Raw genomic sequence first — 17,694 nt, 5'->3', positions numbered from 1 at the left:
TATCATAGCTTTTTGAGTCTGATCAATTAGCGTTTGCCCATTGAACGGCGAGTGCCACGTGGTGGCATCCAGGTACGGTCAGCATAACGCTGTGGTCTTGGTCTTAAATCTTCCAGAACTTCTTCTGCAGCATTTTGCTCTGCCTGTTTGATCGGGAAAGGTAAATTAACCAGGGGCTTTCTTTTGGGAGGAGTTTGGGTGCTCATGTGATTCACTCAATAATATATGCAGCTATTGTACAAAAAAACTCAGTCGACTGGGTAGCAGGATCTTGGATAAATTCATATGCTTTTGTTTTTGAAAAATAAAAAATGATCCCGTGATGGTAAATGCTTGAATCAATGCAGCCTAAAATTTACCTAAACTCTTCTCTATATCTTCCATGATAAAAATTCATAGGATTGAAATTTTAACGCTCTCAAGAATAAATTTTCTTCACTTTTATACTTAAGCTAGTCAGGTAAAAATAATGATTTTTACACACTATGCATTTCTCAAAACTCAAGAGATATCAACAAAAAATATACAGAAGTTACCAATCTCAACCCTCGCTTAACTTTTGATCTATTGTTCTATAACTGATTTTTTTAAGGCAATTCACATAATTAGTTAACTAGAAAAACGAATAAACAAACTGGACATGGAGTTCCAAATCAATGAAAACATTGCTGGCATGTATGGCAGGCCTAGCCACTTTACCTATGGTCGCGCATGCAGATTCCCCTTATTTTAGCTTGCAAGATGGAGATGGCTTTAAGCGCTTTTCGGTATCAGTTGGTGCATTGCATGTGATGCCGCAAGGCAAGGCTCAACCATTTAAAGTGAATACTGCTGTCAAAGAAGGTGAAACATCTCAAGTAGGTGATATCTCAATTGACTCTGTGAAAAATAATCTTGATCCAGACATGGACCCAAACCTTTCCTCTGTTTTTGTTAATATTCTCGATCGACTTGGTACAGAAACACTGCCCGCAACGCTCAGTGGACGAGCTGAAATTTATGGACTGGAAAGCTGGAATAATCCTGGTACTGGCCTGGAAGCAGATGATGTCACCACTTTAGGCATTATGACCAATTACTATTTTACCGATAATATTTCTTTTGAAATGAAAGCCGGCATTCCCCCCAAAGTAGACTTGCAAGGCAGTGGTAAAATTTATGCCCCTTTTTCTGCGCTTGCTACCCCAAGTTTAGGTTCGATCGATTTACCCGGCATTGAGTTAAAAAATGATATTCTCATTACTGATCTGGAAGCTTATGGGCCGGCCGCCTCTGCCCGCGCCTGGACACCTGCCTTTGAATTCCAGTATCACTTTGGTAAAACCGGAGTGAATAAATTCCGGCCTTATGTCGGCTTAGGTGTGATGTATGCCTATTTCAATGAACTGGAAATTAACTCACGTACTGAGCAGGACCTGATTGCTGCAGGACATATGATTGCCAATATCAAGGAAGGAAAAGCAGGTGCTTCTCTGGATGGCACGCCAAGTTCAGCCAACCCGAAAGTTGATCTGGAAGCATCCGATGCTTTCGCGCCTGTGGCCACGGTCGGCTTTAGCTATGACTTTAATGACACCTGGTTTGCAGTCGGTTCAGTATCTTATGCACATCTAAAAAATGACACGACAATTACGGTGACAGATGCAAATTTAGGTGAACTGATTCGCTCTAAAGCCGATATTGAAGTCAATCCGATTCTGGCCTATGCCGGGATCGGTATGCGTTTCTAAGCTCAATATCCGATTTTTAATTAAAACGGCTTCGGCCGTTTTTTTTAGGCTTAATATATTGATAAAAAAAATTTATCTTTTGATCAATATTTATTTAATCGCCTCTATTGCTTGAATCGAATACTATACATATCAACTTTATAGGCATGAATGACGTATGGCTGACAGTCAATTTTCCAAAGCTCTTATTTTTATGCTGATTGGCTCCGCCATCATTTTGGCACTGTCACTGGGTGTACGTCATGCATTTGGCCTATATCTGGTGCCGATGAGCGAAGAGTTTGGCTGGGGTCATAATGTTTTTAGCCTGGCCATTGCCATGCAAAACCTGATCTGGGGTGCAGTTCAGCCGATTACCGGGGCATTTGCCGATAAATATGGCAGCAAGATTGTGGTAGCTGTAGGCGGCGCCTTATATGCAATCGGTCTACTCTTGATGGCAGTTAGCTCGACCGGATTATTGCTTAATCTGAGTGTAGGGTTAATTCTAGGTCTGGCCCTGTCAGCTACGTCATTTCCGGTGTTATTGTCTGCGGTCGGGCGTGCTGCCCCACCAGAAAAACGCAGTTTGGCGATGGGAATTGCCAGTGCAGCCGGTTCTTTTGGTCAGTTTATCATGCTGCCCTCAACCCTGTTGCTATTACAGAATGTCGGCTGGTCAGCAGCGCTAGTGGTCAGTGCCATTTTAATTGCACTGATTATGCCATTGGCCTGGATGCTGAAAGCACCGATGTATGTTCATCCCAATGCAGCCTCTACCCCCAATAAAGTCTCACTCAGTTTTAAACAGATTCTGGTGGTGGTGAAAAATCATAAACCCTTCTGGTTTCTGGCCATGGGCTTTTTTGTTTGTGGTTTTCAGGTCGTTTTTATTGGTATCCACCTACCAGGCTATCTGATTGATCATGGCTTTAATGCCACAACCGGTACGATTTTCTTAGCCTTAGTGGGTCTGTTTAATGTGGTAGGCACCTATACGGCCGGCTGGCTCGGTGGAAAATATTCCAAACCGCATCTGCTAATGGGATTATATGCCCTGCGTGGAATTGCGATTATTGCCTTTCTCATGCTGCCTCTCAGCACATGGACAGTCTATACCTTTGGTGTCATTATGGGATTACTCTGGTTATCGACCGTTCCGCTGACCAATGGCATTGTGGCCAATATGTTCGGGGTGAAATATCTGACCATGCTCAGTGGTATTGTATTTTTCACCCATCAGGTTGGCTCGTTTTTCGGTGGCTGGCTCGGTGGAGTCAACCATGATTTGAGCGGCAATTATAATGCGGTGTGGATGCTATCAATTGTCCTCAGCATTTTTGGCGTACTGGTGCATTTCTGGGTCAATGAGGAGCAAATCGTCCATGAATGATTCTCTACTGAAACTCAAACTCTCGATTGCTGTGGCAATCCTACTTTTACTCACTTTGTCGATTGGACTGTGGTTTCAGACCCCTGAGCTGTTTGAGTATTTTAATCAGGCTTTCTGCGCACACTAAACTGCTGAAATATCCTCAGCAGAAAATGCGCAATCCATCGCACAATAAGTTAAATGTTTCAAAATCAACTGAATAGTAAAAATAACAGATTATTCATAAACTTATCATTTCTTTTGATTTTATTTCAGTCTGGAATTTTCTTAGATTTTGATCAATAAGAAAATTCTGAGACTTGATAATGACCAGCTTAACCCAACTTTCACAAGCGATTCATGATGCTCCACGCTGGCATCAGCAAGATCAATTTCAACATCCGGATGAAATCAAGATTGTACCGCAAACCGGTCAGGCCTTAGGTGCAGTGGTCTATGGCTTGGATGCCCGTAAAGTCCAATCATCCAAAACCATTTTAAAGTTAAAACAGGCGCTGGCCGAGCATCTGATTTTGATCTTTAAGCAGCAAAGTCTGGATGATTTACAATACTTGGCGTTTTCAACTTATTTCGGTTCCATTTTCCGCTCAGGTGCAGATACACCGGTACTGGCTGCGCAGTCGGATAGCGGCATTCCACCCGATGTCGTGCCGGTGTCCAATGCCGTCGGTCAGGGAGATTACACTGGGCATGGTGAACTAACTCCACATGCCGATCATCAATGGACACCATTACCCTCTTTTGGCTCCCTTCTGTATGCAATTGAACTGCCTCAGGACGGCGGACAGACCAGCTGGATCAACACCATTAAAGCCTATGATGCACTCGATGAAGCAACCAAGGTAGAGATCGATCAGCTACAACTGATTACTTACAACCCTTTCGTGCGCCGTCAAAAAACCAGAGATCAGACTGATGATCAAGGTTATGGTTCAAGCCCATTGTATCGTTTTAAAGATCAACCGATTTTAAGCCATGCTTATCCACATCCACTGGTGCGCACTCATCCTGAATCCGGCCGTAAAGCGCTTTGGCTAAACACCCATACCGAAGTCGAGCTGGTCAATTATGATGATCAGGCTGGCAGTCAACTGATCGCCAAATTACGTGAGCATATTTCGAAACCTGAATTCGCTTATGAACATCACTGGGAAATTGGCGATATCGTGTTCTGGGATAATCAGGTGACCTTACACTCACGCCGTCCATTCCCGGCAGATCAGCGCCGTTTATTGAAACGCATCAGTCTGGCGGGTAGCCGTCCGTTTTAATAATAAAAACGAGAATAACGAGAAAGGTAGAGCTAGTTTAACCCTTCAAAAATTACGATTCATCATGTCGATCTTCCACCATTGAGACTTTGACCGCCTCAATGGTTTTTTATTTTTTCAAACAATCAACATCCTTGGTTCTGAATATAAATATGGAAGTAAATCCTTTAACAAAACAAAGTGCCTGTTTACTTTTCCTCACCTAATCTGCCTAGTGTATTTTCCTTTTTCTGCTTAGCGTATTAGAAAATCAGCAATACCCATATGAATAGAGGAAAAAGAAAATGAATGAACTTCAATTTTCAGATTGTGTGCAAGCCTGTATGAACTGTTCCCTGGCATGTGCCAACTGTGCCAGTGCCTGTCTTAAAGAAGAAGATCTGGAGATGATGCGGAAGTGTATCCAGCGCTGTCTGGACTGTGCAGATATCTGTCAGCTTTGCGCCCGTATGGAACAAAAGCAATCTCCATTCATGCATGAAATATGTGAACTTTGTGCGAAAGCCTGTGACTACTGTGTAGAAGAATGTGGTCATCATGAAGATGAACATTGTCAGCAATGTGCCGAAGCATGCCGCCGCTGTGCTGAAGAATGCCGAAAAATGGCGGCTTAAAAATTCGATTTGATCAACTTGACTGACTTAATCACTTCCAATAAAAAAACCGCAAGTGAAGACTTGCGGTTTTTCGGTCTAAGTAAAATATCTCACTTAGAATAAACGGTTCATACCATTCAGCGTTGCTACACGATACGCTTCCGCCATAGTCGGATAGTTAAACGTGGTTTCTACAAAGTACTTGATCGTATTGTTCGGGCTGTTCATAACTGCCTGACCAATATGGATAATTTCAGAGGCATTATTACCGAAGCAATGTACCCCCAAAACTTCCAGCGTTTCACGATGGAACAGAATCTTTAATTCGCCCATAGTATCACCGGTAATCTGTGCACGTGCCAAATGACGGAATGATGCCTGACCGACTTCATACGGAATCTTTTCTTCAGTCAGCTGCTGTTCAGTTTTACCAATCGAAGAAATCTCAGGAATGGTATAAATCCCGGTTGGAATATCAGTCACCGGTGCAACGTCTTTCTCGCCGCTCATGTTGGCACCTGCGCAACGACCTTGGTCATAAGCAGCAGAGGCTAGCGAAGGCCAACCGATCACATCACCGGCAGCGTAGATATTTTCTACTTCGGTCTGATATTGATCATTCACAGTCAATTGACCACGGCTGTTCGGTTTCAGGCCGACATTTTCAAGGCCTAGACCATCGGTATTGCCTGAACGGCCATTACACCACAAAATTGCATCGGCTTTAATTTTCTTGCCGCTTTGCGTGTGCATCACCACATGGTCATCAAATGTTTCTAAAAAGTCGATCTGTTCATTATGACGAATCAATACACCCTGTTCACGCAAGTGATAAGACAGTGCATCAGAAATTTCATCATCCAGATAGCTTAAAAGTTTGTGTTGGGTGTTGATCAAGTCGACTTTATGTCCTAGACCAATAAAGATCGAGGCATATTCACAACCGATTACACCTGCACCATAAATAATGATTTTCTGGATGGAATAGTCCAGATCCAGAATTTTGTCTGAATCAAATACACGTGGATGATTAAAATCAAGAATGTCTGGACGATATGGACGCGAGCCGCTGGCAATGACCAGTTGCTTGAACATCAGCGTTTCTTTAATGCCGTCTGGGTTAAATACAAAAATGGTATTTTGATCCTGAATATAGGCACGACCATGATAAATATCAATTTTATTGCGGTCGTAGAAACGTGAATGTGTATCTACTTGTTGTTGAATAACTTTATGTGCATGACGCAACACTTGCTTCATGGTGAACTGCTTCCAGTCCCCGACTTTTTGAAACAGTGGATCACGTTGATAACGGATAATACTGGATACTGTTTGACGCAATGCTTTACTTGGAATCGTACCGACATGGGTACAGTTGCCACCCAGCTGTTCACGCATCTCAACGATTGCAACACGCTTACCAGATTTGGCAAGTTTCATTGCCGCGCCTTCGCCCGCAGGGCCCGAACCTAGAACTACCGCATCATATTTAACGAAAGTCCCACTAACGACCTCTTTTTTACGTGGCATTCAACGCTCCTCAAAATTAAAAAATTCACTTTAATCTACCTGCTTATTATGACGTAAATCCTGTTGATTTGGTGTATTTAACTCACATATATTGCTTGATAAGAACATTTTTTAAATGAATACCCCTTTTTGCCCTATTTAGAACGAAGTTCGTTATAATAACTGCGCTATCTTTGAGTATCTCCCCCTTCAAAAACAGTGGAAAAGTTGAATATGTCTGAAAACCGTAAACCTGAACAGGGCGTCAAACTTCGCGGTGCGGAAAAAGTTGCCCGCATTCCTGTAAAAGTTGTTCCTACGGTTGAAACGCCACGCAAGCCGGACTGGATCCGGGTAAAAATGGCGGCACCTGAAGAAGTTCAACGCATTAAAACCACACTACGTCAGCAAAAATTACATACGGTGTGCGAAGAAGCCGCCTGTCCAAACCTGCCTGAATGTTTTGGTGGCGGTACTGCGACTTTCATGATTATGGGCGATATCTGTACCCGTCGCTGTCCATTCTGTGATGTGGCACACGGCCGTCCAAATGCACTCGATGCAGATGAACCGCGTCATATGGCAGAAACCATTGCCAACCTGGGTTTGAAATATGCGGTAATCACTTCGGTAGACCGTGATGATTTACTGGATGGTGGTGCACAGCATTTTGTCGATTGCATTAAAGAAGCACGTGCCTTAAGTCCGAATACCTTACTCGAAATTCTCGTACCAGATTTCCGTGGCCGTATGGATATCGCGCTGCGCATCATGACTGAATGTCCGCCAGATGTATTTAACCACAATATCGAAACTGTACCGCGTTTATATAAAGCCATGCGTCCAGGTTCTGACTATCAGCACTCTTTAAACCTGCTGAAAATGTTTAAAGAATACTGCCCGGACGTACCAACCAAATGTGGTCTGATGGTCGGTATTGGTGAAACTGAAGAAGAAGTGCTGGCCCTGCTTGATGATCTGCATGCGCATGGCGTAGATTATGTGACGATTGGTCAGTATTTGCAGCCTTCAAAAGAACATGCAGCGATTGACCGCTTTGTAACACCTGAAGAATTCGAGCGTTATACCGAACATGGCCAAAAACTGGGCTTCCGCAATATCTGGGCAGCACCAATGGTTCGTTCAAGCTACTTTGCCGACCGCCAATACTACGGCGAACCAGTTCCAGCAGTGCGCCGTAAAGTTGACCCTGCCAAAAAAATTGCAGTTCAGGCCATTGAAGCTTAATCCTGTTTAAATAAATGAAATAAAAGCCCTCTCAAGTAGAGGGCTTTTTAATATCCATAATTGAAATTCTACTCAGCGTTAAACGCCATTTTTTATTTTAGATAAGATTAAGTCATTACTTATCTTCACATTTCTTTGCGCGTTCTCACTTGAAGATTGAGCATTTTTCAAACAATCTCAGAAATAGATGAAAGATTTAAAAATATCGTTGCAAGACTTGAAAACGATCATTCTCACACGTGCAATGCTGAACCTGTCCGATCCTCAAGCGACAAAAAAATGAATGAACTGTGACAAAAATTCTATGAGATCCCAGCACAGGCAACGTTGTATAAATCTGGAGAACTATAACAATGCTATTTATATTTGCTGTACTCCTGCTATTACTCAGTTTATGGGCAGTTTTCTATTTTCAGCTCTCCCGTAGCGCGGGTGCAATTGCACTGATGGTGATGTCAGTGGTCTGTGCCTTTATTAGCCCCTGGTCACTTATTCTCGGTATTCCGCTCATCCTGATTAGTCTCGTAGTGATGATCGAACCTTTACGCATGTCATTCATTTCCAAACCGGCCTATAAAGCATTGGCCAATGCCATGCCGAGTATCAGCCCGACAGAACGTGAAGCATTGGACTCCGGAACCAGCTGGTGGGAAAAAGAACTGTTTATGGGTGCACCGAACTGGGAAACCTTTAACAGTTATCCCTATCCAAAGCTGTCGCTAGAAGAACAGGCCTTTCTGGACAATGAAGTTGAAACCTTGTGCAGCATGCTGGATGAATGGGAAATTCATGAGCAAAAAGCGCTACCTGATCATGTCTGGCAATATATTAAAGAACATGGTTTCTTAGGCCTGATTATTCCCAAAGAATACGGCGGTCGTGCCTTTAGCTCCTTTGCCCAAAGTCGGGTGATGAGCAAGATTGCTTCGCGTTCTCTGACCACAGCCGTGAGTTGTATGGTGCCGAATTCGCTCGGACCGGGTGAGCTGTTGCTGCATTACGGTACCGAAGAACAGAAAAACCGTTATCTGCCGGGTCTTGCACGAGGCGAAGAAATTCCCTGTTTCGGTTTGACCAGTCCGGAGGCCGGTTCGGATGCTGGTGCGATTCCTGATACGGGCGTGGTCTGCTATGGCCAGTTTGAAGGTCAGGAAGTCTTAGGCCTGAGAATGAATTTTTCCAAACGCTGGATTACGTTAGCTCCAATTGCGACAGTCGTAGGCTTGGCCTTTAAAATGTATGATCCGGATCATCTTTTGGGTGATCAGACTGAATATGGCATTACCTGTGCCCTGCTCCCTGCCAGTCATGAAGGCGTAATAGTGGGACCACGGCATAACCCCGGACCACCATTTATGAATGGTACGGTTGAAGGTAAAGATGTGTTTATTCCTCTGGACTGGATTATTGGTGGCGTCAAAAATGCCGGTAAAGGATGGCGCATGCTAATGGAATGTCTGGCGGTTGGTCGTGGTATTTCCCTACCAGCGCTGTCTACTTCTACTTCAGAAATGACTTATTTAAATGTCGGCGCTTTCTCTCGCATCCGTCAGCAGTTCAAAATTTCAGTTGGTAAGTTTGAGGGTGTTCAGGAAGCCACCAGTGAAATCGCCAGTGATACCTATATGCTGGAGGCTTTCCGTTATCTGGTCACCTGTGGTCTGAATCAGCGCGGCAAGCCTGCCGTAATGACAGCGATTGCCAAATATTATGCGACAGAAGGCATGCGTAAAGTGGTCAATCACGGTATGGATGTGGTCGGTGGTCGTGCCATTCAGATGGGGCCGCGTAACTTTCTGGCGCCTTATTATCAGGCAATTCCAGTCTCCATTACGGTTGAAGGCGCCAATATTCTTAGTCGTTCCCTGATGATTTTCGGTCAGGGTTCAATGCGTTGCCATCCTTATCTTTATGAAGAATTACAGCTCTTACAAGCAGAAGATCCGGCAGCGGCTCTAAATCCTTTTGATAACTTGCTGTTTAAGCATTTGGGTTACACCTTTAACCGGACTGCTCGCTCCTTTGCCTATGCCTTTACAGGTGGCTCCAATGCTGCGCCGCAAAGTGCTGTTGACTTTACCCGTCCTTATTACAAGATCATTAACCGGCTGAGTGCCAACTTTGCTTTAACTGCGGATATGTGTCTAGGATTACTCGCAGGGGATATCAAACGTAAGGAAATGCTTTCGGGTCGTCTGGCCGATATTCATGCACATCTGTTTATTGCTTCCTCAATTCTCAAATTTTTTGAGCATAGCAAAAAGACTGAAGATGAGCGTTTACATGCACAGCTTGCATTAGAAAAATCTCTATATACAGCGCAAGAAGCTTTTTTTGACCTGTTTGCCAACTTTCCATCAGGTGCAGCAGCAGGCATGGTCAAACTGTTATGCTTCCCATTTGGCCGTCCGGTACAGAAACCATCAGACCAGCTGAAACAGCAGGTAGCGAACAGTATGATGGAAGACAATGCTTTCCGCCAGGTCTTGAAAAAACATGTCTATTACAATACTCATGAACATGATGTCACCGGCCGTATGGAATCTACTTTCACCATGTTGCTGGACATTGAACAGCTGTGGGATCGCTTTAAAAAAGCAGAGAATAAAGACCAGTTCAAGGGTTTAAGCTTTGCAGAGCATGTGGCAGATGCACAGCTACATGGTTTTATTAATGATCAGGAAGCAGAAAAATTACTGCACTACAATGCGCGCCGTTATGACAGCATGTTGACCGATATATTCGATCTGCATTTGAATGAGGTATTAGAGCTTGAGAATCCGTATCTCATCAAGGAAGATGCCAAAGGAACGGATACTTCAGTGCAAACTGATCCTTCACACTCAGTATCACCTTAAATAAAACTTGAATTTAAGGTGTCATAAATTCCAGAGTAAAGTCATTTTATTGCTTTACTCTGGAAGCTTTACAAGTGGCTTTTCAGCCACTTTTTTACGACTATTGCACGATGGTATTTTGGATGGAAAGTACTAAGCTAGCCCTATAAGAAAATTGAGGGTAGACAATGTCACAACAAGATTATGAAAATGGCTTGAAAGTCCGTACTGAAGTGATGGGTGAAAGCTTTGTGAAGCGTGCTCAGGAAAATACCGTTCTATTTACCCAGCCATTACAGGACTGGATTAATGAGCATGCGTGGGGTTCGACCTGGCAACGTGAAGGTATTTTACCGCGTAAATATCGTTCTTTAATTACCATTGCATTTCTAACCGCGCAAAAAAGTCCCACTGAACTAAAAGGTCATGTGCGAGGTGCCCTAAATAACGGCGCAACGGTTGAGGAAATTCAGGAAGTGTTGTTGCATAGCCTGCCTTACTGCGGTGCACCGGCAACCCAGGAAGCCTTTCGTGCCGCGCTTGAAGTCATTCAGGAATATGAAACGAATCAGTAGAATTAAAAGATGAATATAGACTGTAAATTTCTGAAGCCTAGGAAGGTTTAACATTAGCTTAAGCTATTTAAATTAATAATCAATAAGAAAGCCGAGAGTTATTAAATTCTCGGCTTTTCATATTTTTGATAATAAAATCTGTCGTTATGGATTTAATTCAAAATAATGGTTTTTCTATGAATAGCAATTTATAAGAAAGACTCTAACCCCTTAATTCAATCTGTGTACGTTGTTCTAAGCCTTGCACCGCAGCGGAGAAATCCAACTGGCTGGCCTGTGGCTTGGCAATCTGCTGGAACTGTTGTTGCACCAATGACATCACTGATAAATCCAGTTGCTGCTGTTGCACTAGTTCCAAAGCAATACCAATATCTTTCTGCAATAAATCCAGCGCAAAGGTTTTATGAAACTCACGGCTTAAAACCCGCTGTGCCATGATATTTTCTGACATGCTGCTTTTACCACTGGAATGATTAATACAGTTCAACGCACTGCTTAAATCAACTCCCTGCCCTTTCAGTACAGTCAAACCTTCAGCCAGTGCCCATAAATGGGTCGCCATCAAAGTATTATTAACGGCTTTCACTGCAAAACCAGAACCGCTTTCTCCCACATATTCAATCAAGCCAGCAAAAGCAGCAATGATCGGTTTAGCTTGTTCAAAGGCAGCTTCATTTCCTCCCACCATCACGGTTAAAGTACCTTTTTCTGCCCCAACAGTCTGACCGGATACTGGAGCATCCAGATAATAACTTCCCTGTTGCTCCAATCGTTTTGCCAGTTTTTGTGCCGATTCCGGCACACCGCTGGTACAGTCAATCCAGATTGCACCGGGTTTAGGTGGATATGCGGTAATTAATGCTTCCACATCCTGACTGGTCGGCAAACAGGAAAAGATAAAGTCGGCTTGAACCGCCTGTTCAATACCCACTGCCAGAGTCCTGAAAGATTGAGCATGATCTAGCGCTTTATGTTCAGTCCGGTTCCAGACCCAAACCGGGTGTCCGAGGTTTGGCAAATGGGAGGCCATATGCCACCCCATTGCCCCGAGTCCTAAAAATGCAATTGTTTGACTCAAAAAATACTCCTCATATTAAGCGACTGGCTTAACCTCAACTTCTGTTGCGGTCGATGCAGCTACAGGCAATTCTTTATCTTCACCACGATTCAGGAACAGATTGAGTAAAATCGCTGCCAATGTCGCAGTACCGATACCACCCAGATCAAAACCACCGATCTGCAAGCTATAATTACCTGTCCCCATAATCAGACACACCGCACCAATGATTAGGGTACTGTTCTTGGTAAAATCAACATGGTTGTCTACCCAGATTTTGGCACCCGCCACGGTAATCAACCCGAAGACCACAATCGATGCGCCACCCAATAAAGCTACTGGAATGGTACTAATGACTGCCCCAAATTTAGGCGAAAGTCCCAGTAAAATGGCGAAGATCCCGGCAAAAATAAACACGGTGGTTGCATACACTTTGGTCACTGCCATCACGCCGATATTTTCAGCATAAGTGGTCATCCCGGTACCGCCGACAGAAGCCGATAGTGAAGTACAAACCCCATCTGCAAAGAAACCGCGTCCCATATACGGCGACAGATTTTTACCGGTCATTGCGGATACCGCTTTAAAGTGTCCCAGATTTTCTGCGACCAGAATAATGGCCACCGGTGCAATCATCAACATCGCATTCATTTCAAAGACTGGACTCTGGAAATTTGGCAGACCAAACCATGCCGCTTCACTGACTTTACTGAAATCAATCGCAGGTCCGAAACCCATTACATTAGTGAAAAGGAAATAAATCAGGTAGGAAGACAGTAAGCCTAATAACAGCAGCAGACGGCGTACCATCCCACGGGTAAAGACAGCAATCACACTGATACAGATAATGGTGACCAACGCCATCCAGGAATCAAACTGGTTGGCTGAGACACTTTTGATCGCGACAGGTGCCAGATTCAGACCGATAATCATCACGATGACGCCCGTGACCACGGGTGGCATCAGCTTTTCAATCCATGCGGTACCGGTTTTCATGACCAGCAGGCCAATCAAGGCATAAACAATACCGCAGGCAATGGTTCCCCCGAGTGCTAGCCCAATATTGGGATTCGCCCCTGCTCCGGAGTAGCCTGTGACTGCCACCACGGCGCCAATAAAGGCAAAACTGGATCCCAGATAACTTGGCAATCGACCGCCAGTGATCAGGAAAAATAAAATGGTACCAATCCCGGTAATAAAAATCGTGAGATTGGGATCAAACCCCATTAAAAGCGGCGCCAGCACGGTTGCCCCAAACATCGCAAACACATGCTGTAAGCCGAGAATAATACTTTTCCCAGCCGGCAGATATTCATCTGTTTGAACTGGCGTTGTATCGATATTGCCTTGATAAGGCTTAAATTTTGGAAACCACGTTTCTTTTTCTTGCATGGGCTTCCCCTCCTTGATTAGGACTGAATTGATTTAGCACATTTTGTGTGGCTCACAGTAAGAACGGTTAAAGTACATCAGCGCATTGCCTTGACGCTGGCACATGGCTTTCACTTCACAGAACAGCACGTCATGACTGCCTACAGATAAACATTGGACTACCTCGCAGTCGAAACTGACTAAGGCATCCTCAAGTACAGGTGACTGGGTCACCAACGTTTTCCAGTTCCCCTGACTGAAACGCTCTGCCATCGGTGTTTTTCCACCGAACAGATTGGATAGATGCTGCTGATGTGAGGCTAAGGTATTCACACACAACACCTGATTTTTCTTAAAAGTTTCATAAACTGATGCTGAGTGGTTCAGGCAGACCAGCAAAGTCGGCGGTGTATCCGTCACACTGCATACGGCGGACGCGGTAAACCCGGCCAAACCTGCATCCCCTTGTGTAGTAATCACATTCACAGCAGCACCCAGATTGGACATACCCTGACGGAAAATCTGCTGATCGACCTGGGTAAACACTTCAGCTGCGTTTTCAGTCTTTAGCACCTTATTTAATGCACGGTTTTCTGTAACTGCTTCCGTGATGATTTTAGACAGTTTGGCATTCATGCTGTTCTCCCTACCCCAAGTCAATATTCAGTTTTAGACCCAGGGCATCTAGTAATGAGATTTAATCAGGTGGATTAGCTTATACATGGGCAATCGAAGCAATTTCGACCAGCGCATCCGGTTTTACCAAGCCAGTCTGTACGCAATATCGTGCCGGTTTATCTCCCGGAAAATACTCTGCATAAACGGTATTAATCGCCGCATAATCTGCCCAATCTTTGACAAATACATGGTTAAAAGTCACATCGTCCATGCTGCCACCAGCTTCTTCAATGACACGTTTGATGGTTTCCAGAATATGACGGGTCTGGGCTGCCGCATCACCGACATGCACCACGTTATTATTTTCATCAAAAGCCAACGTGCCCGACACATAGACAATATTGTCTACCTTGGTTGCCGGCACATACGGTGCTAGTGGTTTCGACGTTCCTGCTGGAATAATGACTTCTTTAGGCATACTATTTTTCCCTTAATCCTGATCTTTAATTCTTTAGGCACTTTCAGCCAATTTAGTTTCTTTAAGTGATTCACTTTCTTTTTGAAAGGTATCGATAAAATTTGCGGTATCGGACACCCAGCCAAAGAAGGTCTTGATGTTGTACAGGCTGGCTTCGTGGGCTTCGACTGGCCCGGCCTGATGGCATGCATCCGCCAGCGCCACGCCGAAATATTCCAGAAAGAAACCATCACGCAGGGTCGACTCCACGCAGACATTGGTGGCAATTCCGACAAAAACCAGATTACGGATGCCACGGACACGCAACATGCTGTCCAGTGCGGTATTAAAGAAACCGCTATAGCGAGGTTTTTCAATGACCAGGTCTTGTGGCAGTGGCTTTAACTCATCAATCAGCTCAAAATCCCAACCGCCTTTTGCTAACAATTGACCCTGTAATTCAGGACGTTTACGCATGGTTTTTAAGGCATTCGATTTATGGAAATTCGGAGAATCCGTACCACCCGCTTCCTTATATTCGGCATCCCAGCCATTTTTGAAATAAATGACCTGAATACCGGCCGCATGCGCAGCATCGACTGCCTTTTTAATGTTATCTACGACCGATTTAGTTTTTGAAACATCAAAACCCGCCAGATCCAGATAGCCACCCTGCGAGGTATAGGCATTCTGCATGTCGATCACAATCAGGGCAGTCTGTTCAGGTGCAAGGCAGATTGCTTCAGGCTCAGCTTTAAGCGATTTTCCGGTACCGAGTTTTTCAGTAAAACCGGCCCTTACCCCTAATTCACTCATGCGCTTTTCTCCAGTACAGGTGCTTCACCCTCAATCACAATATGGTCACGGCATTTCATCAATGGCTGGATTTTCTGACCGAAATCTTCTACACCCTGAACGAAATCATCAAAGGTCAGCAACACACCTTCAGTGCCCTTGATCTCGCCAATTTCATCCAACATTCGTGCCACATTTTCATAAGAACCTACCAAGGTTCCCATATTGATATTCACTGGAGATACGCTAGACGCCATTTGACGGATATTGGTATCTGCACCGGAAGTCGTGTCTTTCCCGCCCTGATTCATCAACCAGTTAATCGCTTCCATATCTGCGCCATCGTTATAGTGTTGCCATTTCACTTGAGCTTCTTCATCAGTTTCTGCCGCGATGACCATAAACAGCACATAAGTCTGTACATCACGACCCGTCACATCTGTTTTTTCTTTTAGGCGATCATTAATTTCTGCATAAGCGGTCGGTGTATTCAGCCCTTTACCAAACACGAAGTTGTAGTCAGCATATTGCGCAGAAAACTCCAGACCGGCATCAGACTGACCAGCACAGATGATTTTCATGTCTGCTTGCGGGCGAGGGCTGACACGACAGTCTTCCATCTGGAAATGTTCGCCTTTAAAGTCTGATTTTCCAGTTGCCCAGAGCTCACGCAGGATCTGTACATATTCAGACAGATATTCATAGCGCTTGCCAAAATACTCATTGCCTGGCCACATGCCCGTCTGGGTGTATTCAGGTGGCTGCCAGCCGGTCACCACATTCAGACCGAAACGGCCATTAGAAATAGAATCAATGGTAGATGCCATACGTGCCACAATTGCCGGTGGCATGACCAAAGTGGCTGCCGTTGCATAAATTTGAATTTTGCTGGTCACCGCTGCGAGACCCGCCATCAGGGTAAAAGTTTCCAGGTTATGTTCCCAGAATTCGGTCTTGCCACCAAAGCCACGCAGCTTGATCATGGAAAGTGCGAAATCGAAACCATAGTGTTCAGCACGCTGCACGATTTGTTTGTTTAACTCGAAAGTCGGCATGTACTGTGGTGCATTTTCAGAGATTAACCAGCCGTTATTTCCAATTGGACAGAAGACACCTATTTTCATTTTCACACCTCATTATTTTTAACACTTATTCAAAATTCCGATTCCACTTCGGGACTTTTATTTACAAGATAAACATTGCAAAGCGTGTGCCAATTATATTTGATTTATAATTATCAATTACTTAATATTTTATTTTTTGAATTTTTAGTAAAATAACCATTTTTACCTATGAGTCAATTTTGAACATATTGTTTCATTCAAGTGCACTCGTAGCAATTTTTGCATTTGCAGTTCATGCATCAATTCGAAGTAAAAACCATGCTGATGCTACAAAAATGATTGATTAGAAAAAATAAAAAACCAGACACGAGGTCTGGCTTTAAAAAAATCTTCAAACTAAGGGGAAATCAGGAAGGAAAGGATCAGTTGATTCACCTGATCTGTCTCGGTCACGGTGGAAGCATGTGCACCTGTAGCGAGTAAACTGAGCTGACTATGCGGCAGGCATTGCTGTAATTGCTGTGACCGTTGATAAGGCACCAGAAAATCATCCTGATTGGCAATTAGATGTATAGGAACATCTTTTAATGCTTGCTGATGCTCTGTGTTCAGTTTAAAAGCCTGCACAGCTTGTAAGCGTGCTAGAACATTTGAAATTGGAGGAAAATCTAAAAGCTGCTTGTTCTCTGCTTCGGTTAACTGATCAATATGGGTTGAAATCCACTGCGGCGGATAAAGAAATAAAGCCTGTGCTCTCACATATGCCTCTGCCCCGCTATTCACTAATAAGGAAGTTCGTGCCTGAAAACATTTTTGGGTATGTGAATCCAGTTCTCCCCAGGCATTCAACATAGTCAGGCTGAATAACTTAAACGCTTTATCAACCTGATAAGTCGCAAGCTGCATGCCGATATGCCCACCCAATGCATGACCAATAAAATGAAATTCACGGATATCCTGATTGATCAATAAATCCAGAATCTGTCGGACCATATGATCTACGCAATAAGGTATTGACAACAGTTCAGAATCCGAATGGCAACCTTCCTGATCATAAGTCACCACATGAAAATATTGCTGCAAAGCCTCAATTTGTGGATTCCAGAAACTGGCATGTCCGCCTAATCCGGAGGAAAGTACTACATAAGGCGCATCAACCCATGCTGCATGATGAATAAATAAAGACATAAAATT

Annotated in this window: 17 protein-coding genes; 8 read left to right on the top strand and 9 right to left on the bottom strand. The window is 44.0% G+C overall.

Going from position 1 to position 17,694, the window contains the following annotated elements; genetic code table 11:
* Window positions 1–26 precede the first annotated feature (26 nt).
* Window positions 27–206: a hypothetical protein gene (locus FTV42_RS05265; protein WP_005246830.1), complete on the bottom strand. Its 180-nt coding sequence runs from the start codon at window positions 204–206 to the stop codon at window positions 27–29.
* A 450-nt stretch (window positions 207–656) separates the two neighbouring features.
* Between FTV42_RS05265 and FTV42_RS05260 the strand changes: the two genes are divergently transcribed.
* The 5 genes from FTV42_RS05260 to FTV42_RS05245 all read left to right on the top strand — a co-directional run bounded on the left by FTV42_RS05260 (window position 657) and on the right by FTV42_RS05245 (window position 4,987).
* Window positions 657–1,730, top strand: a complete 1,074-nt coding sequence (locus FTV42_RS05260) for an OmpW family protein (protein ID WP_148334393.1) — start codon at window positions 657–659, stop codon at window positions 1,728–1,730.
* A 157-nt stretch (window positions 1,731–1,887) separates the two neighbouring features.
* Window positions 1,888–3,102, top strand: coding sequence for an MFS transporter (locus FTV42_RS05255; RefSeq protein WP_180037850.1), 1,215 nt, complete (start codon window positions 1,888–1,890; stop codon window positions 3,100–3,102).
* The gene (locus tag FTV42_RS17540; RefSeq protein WP_257223408.1) at window positions 3,095–3,229 is read left to right on the top strand and encodes a hypothetical protein; all 135 of its coding nucleotides are present in this window, start codon (window positions 3,095–3,097) and stop codon (window positions 3,227–3,229) included. Before FTV42_RS05255 ends, FTV42_RS17540 begins: the two co-directional genes overlap by 8 nt.
* A 178-nt stretch (window positions 3,230–3,407) precedes the next feature.
* Window positions 3,408–4,373: a TauD/TfdA family dioxygenase gene (locus FTV42_RS05250; protein ID WP_180037848.1), complete on the top strand. Its 966-nt coding sequence runs from the start codon at window positions 3,408–3,410 to the stop codon at window positions 4,371–4,373.
* 284 nt (window positions 4,374–4,657) lie between these two features.
* Window positions 4,658–4,987, top strand: coding sequence for a four-helix bundle copper-binding protein (locus FTV42_RS05245; RefSeq protein ID WP_180037846.1), 330 nt, complete (start codon window positions 4,658–4,660; stop codon window positions 4,985–4,987).
* A 96-nt stretch (window positions 4,988–5,083) separates the two neighbouring features.
* Here the strand turns inward: FTV42_RS05245 and sthA are convergent, their stop codons facing one another.
* A complete protein-coding gene (sthA, locus tag FTV42_RS05240; RefSeq protein ID WP_004646501.1) occupies window positions 5,084–6,499 on the bottom strand; it encodes a Si-specific NAD(P)(+) transhydrogenase in 1,416 nt (471 codons plus the stop codon).
* Between the two features lie 213 nt (window positions 6,500–6,712).
* Between sthA and lipA the strand changes: the two genes are divergently transcribed.
* The 3 genes from lipA to FTV42_RS05225 all read left to right on the top strand — a co-directional run bounded on the left by lipA (window position 6,713) and on the right by FTV42_RS05225 (window position 11,138).
* Entirely contained in the window at window positions 6,713–7,726 is a 1,014-nt protein-coding gene (gene lipA / locus FTV42_RS05235) for a lipoyl synthase (protein WP_005246834.1), read from the top strand.
* Window positions 7,727–8,079: 353 nt separating this feature from the next.
* A complete protein-coding gene (locus tag FTV42_RS05230) occupies window positions 8,080–10,584 on the top strand; it encodes an acyl-CoA dehydrogenase (RefSeq protein ID WP_180037844.1) in 2,505 nt (834 codons plus the stop codon).
* Window positions 10,585–10,751: 167 nt separating this feature from the next.
* Window positions 10,752–11,138: a carboxymuconolactone decarboxylase family protein gene (locus FTV42_RS05225; RefSeq protein WP_180037842.1), complete on the top strand. Its 387-nt coding sequence runs from the start codon at window positions 10,752–10,754 to the stop codon at window positions 11,136–11,138.
* Between the two features lie 202 nt (window positions 11,139–11,340).
* Here FTV42_RS05225 and FTV42_RS05220 read toward each other — a convergent pair whose 3' ends face one another.
* The 7 genes from FTV42_RS05220 to rutD all read right to left on the bottom strand — a co-directional run bounded on the left by FTV42_RS05220 (window position 11,341) and on the right by rutD (window position 17,688).
* The gene (locus tag FTV42_RS05220) at window positions 11,341–12,180 is read right to left on the bottom strand and encodes an NAD(P)-dependent oxidoreductase (RefSeq protein WP_044112874.1); all 840 of its coding nucleotides are present in this window, start codon (window positions 12,178–12,180) and stop codon (window positions 11,341–11,343) included.
* A gap of 51 nt (window positions 12,181–12,231) precedes the next feature.
* Window positions 12,232–13,587 carry a pyrimidine utilization transport protein G gene (gene rutG / locus FTV42_RS05215; RefSeq protein WP_180037840.1) on the bottom strand — a complete coding sequence of 452 codons (1,356 nt, stop codon included), beginning with the start codon at window positions 13,585–13,587 and terminating at the stop codon, window positions 12,232–12,234.
* Between the two features lie 33 nt (window positions 13,588–13,620).
* Complete coding sequence (gene rutF, locus FTV42_RS05210; protein ID WP_373683217.1) at window positions 13,621–14,139, bottom strand: NADH-dependent FMN reductase RutF; 519 nt, start codon at window positions 14,137–14,139, stop codon at window positions 13,621–13,623.
* A 142-nt stretch (window positions 14,140–14,281) separates the two neighbouring features.
* Window positions 14,282–14,662: a pyrimidine utilization protein C gene (rutC, locus tag FTV42_RS05205; RefSeq protein ID WP_180037836.1), complete on the bottom strand. Its 381-nt coding sequence runs from the start codon at window positions 14,660–14,662 to the stop codon at window positions 14,282–14,284.
* Between the two features lie 33 nt (window positions 14,663–14,695).
* On the bottom strand, window positions 14,696–15,457 hold the full coding sequence (gene rutB / locus FTV42_RS05200) for a pyrimidine utilization protein B (RefSeq protein ID WP_180037834.1): 762 nt from the start codon (window positions 15,455–15,457) through the stop codon (window positions 14,696–14,698).
* Window positions 15,454–16,560: a pyrimidine utilization protein A gene (gene rutA, locus FTV42_RS05195; protein ID WP_180037832.1), complete on the bottom strand. Its 1,107-nt coding sequence runs from the start codon at window positions 16,558–16,560 to the stop codon at window positions 15,454–15,456. Before rutA ends, rutB begins: the two co-directional genes overlap by 4 nt.
* A 336-nt stretch (window positions 16,561–16,896) precedes the next feature.
* Complete coding sequence (rutD, locus tag FTV42_RS05190) at window positions 16,897–17,688, bottom strand: pyrimidine utilization protein D (RefSeq protein WP_180037830.1); 792 nt, start codon at window positions 17,686–17,688, stop codon at window positions 16,897–16,899.
* Window positions 17,689–17,694 lie beyond the last annotated feature (6 nt).

The organism is Acinetobacter sp. YH16052 (assembly GCF_013417155.1).
Lineage (GTDB): Bacteria > Pseudomonadota > Gammaproteobacteria > Pseudomonadales > Moraxellaceae > Acinetobacter.
The sequence above is the reverse complement of the archived record's forward strand: the minus strand, read 5'-3'. Positions and strand labels throughout refer to the sequence as shown.

Coding starts and splice junctions, on each gene's coding strand:
- FTV42_RS05265 (WP_005246830.1), bottom strand. CDS start 206: ATGAGCACCCAAACTCCTCCCAAAAGAAAGCCCCTGGTTAATTTACCT.
- FTV42_RS05260 (WP_148334393.1), top strand. CDS start 657: ATGAAAACATTGCTGGCATGTATGGCAGGCCTAGCCACTTTACCTATG.
- FTV42_RS05255 (WP_180037850.1), top strand. CDS start 1,888: ATGGCTGACAGTCAATTTTCCAAAGCTCTTATTTTTATGCTGATTGGC.
- FTV42_RS17540 (WP_257223408.1), top strand. CDS start 3,095: ATGAATGATTCTCTACTGAAACTCAAACTCTCGATTGCTGTGGCAATC.
- FTV42_RS05250 (WP_180037848.1), top strand. CDS start 3,408: ATGACCAGCTTAACCCAACTTTCACAAGCGATTCATGATGCTCCACGC.
- FTV42_RS05245 (WP_180037846.1), top strand. CDS start 4,658: ATGAATGAACTTCAATTTTCAGATTGTGTGCAAGCCTGTATGAACTGT.
- sthA (WP_004646501.1), bottom strand. CDS start 6,499: ATGCCACGTAAAAAAGAGGTCGTTAGTGGGACTTTCGTTAAATATGAT.
- lipA (WP_005246834.1), top strand. CDS start 6,713: ATGTCTGAAAACCGTAAACCTGAACAGGGCGTCAAACTTCGCGGTGCG.
- FTV42_RS05230 (WP_180037844.1), top strand. CDS start 8,080: ATGCTATTTATATTTGCTGTACTCCTGCTATTACTCAGTTTATGGGCA.
- FTV42_RS05225 (WP_180037842.1), top strand. CDS start 10,752: ATGTCACAACAAGATTATGAAAATGGCTTGAAAGTCCGTACTGAAGTG.
- FTV42_RS05220 (WP_044112874.1), bottom strand. CDS start 12,180: ATGGGGTGGCATATGGCCTCCCATTTGCCAAACCTCGGACACCCGGTT.
- rutG (WP_180037840.1), bottom strand. CDS start 13,587: ATGCAAGAAAAAGAAACGTGGTTTCCAAAATTTAAGCCTTATCAAGGC.
- rutC (WP_180037836.1), bottom strand. CDS start 14,662: ATGCCTAAAGAAGTCATTATTCCAGCAGGAACGTCGAAACCACTAGCA.
- rutB (WP_180037834.1), bottom strand. CDS start 15,457: ATGAGTGAATTAGGGGTAAGGGCCGGTTTTACTGAAAAACTCGGTACC.
- rutA (WP_180037832.1), bottom strand. CDS start 16,560: ATGAAAATAGGTGTCTTCTGTCCAATTGGAAATAACGGCTGGTTAATC.
- rutD (WP_180037830.1), bottom strand. CDS start 17,688: ATGTCTTTATTTATTCATCATGCAGCATGGGTTGATGCGCCTTATGTA.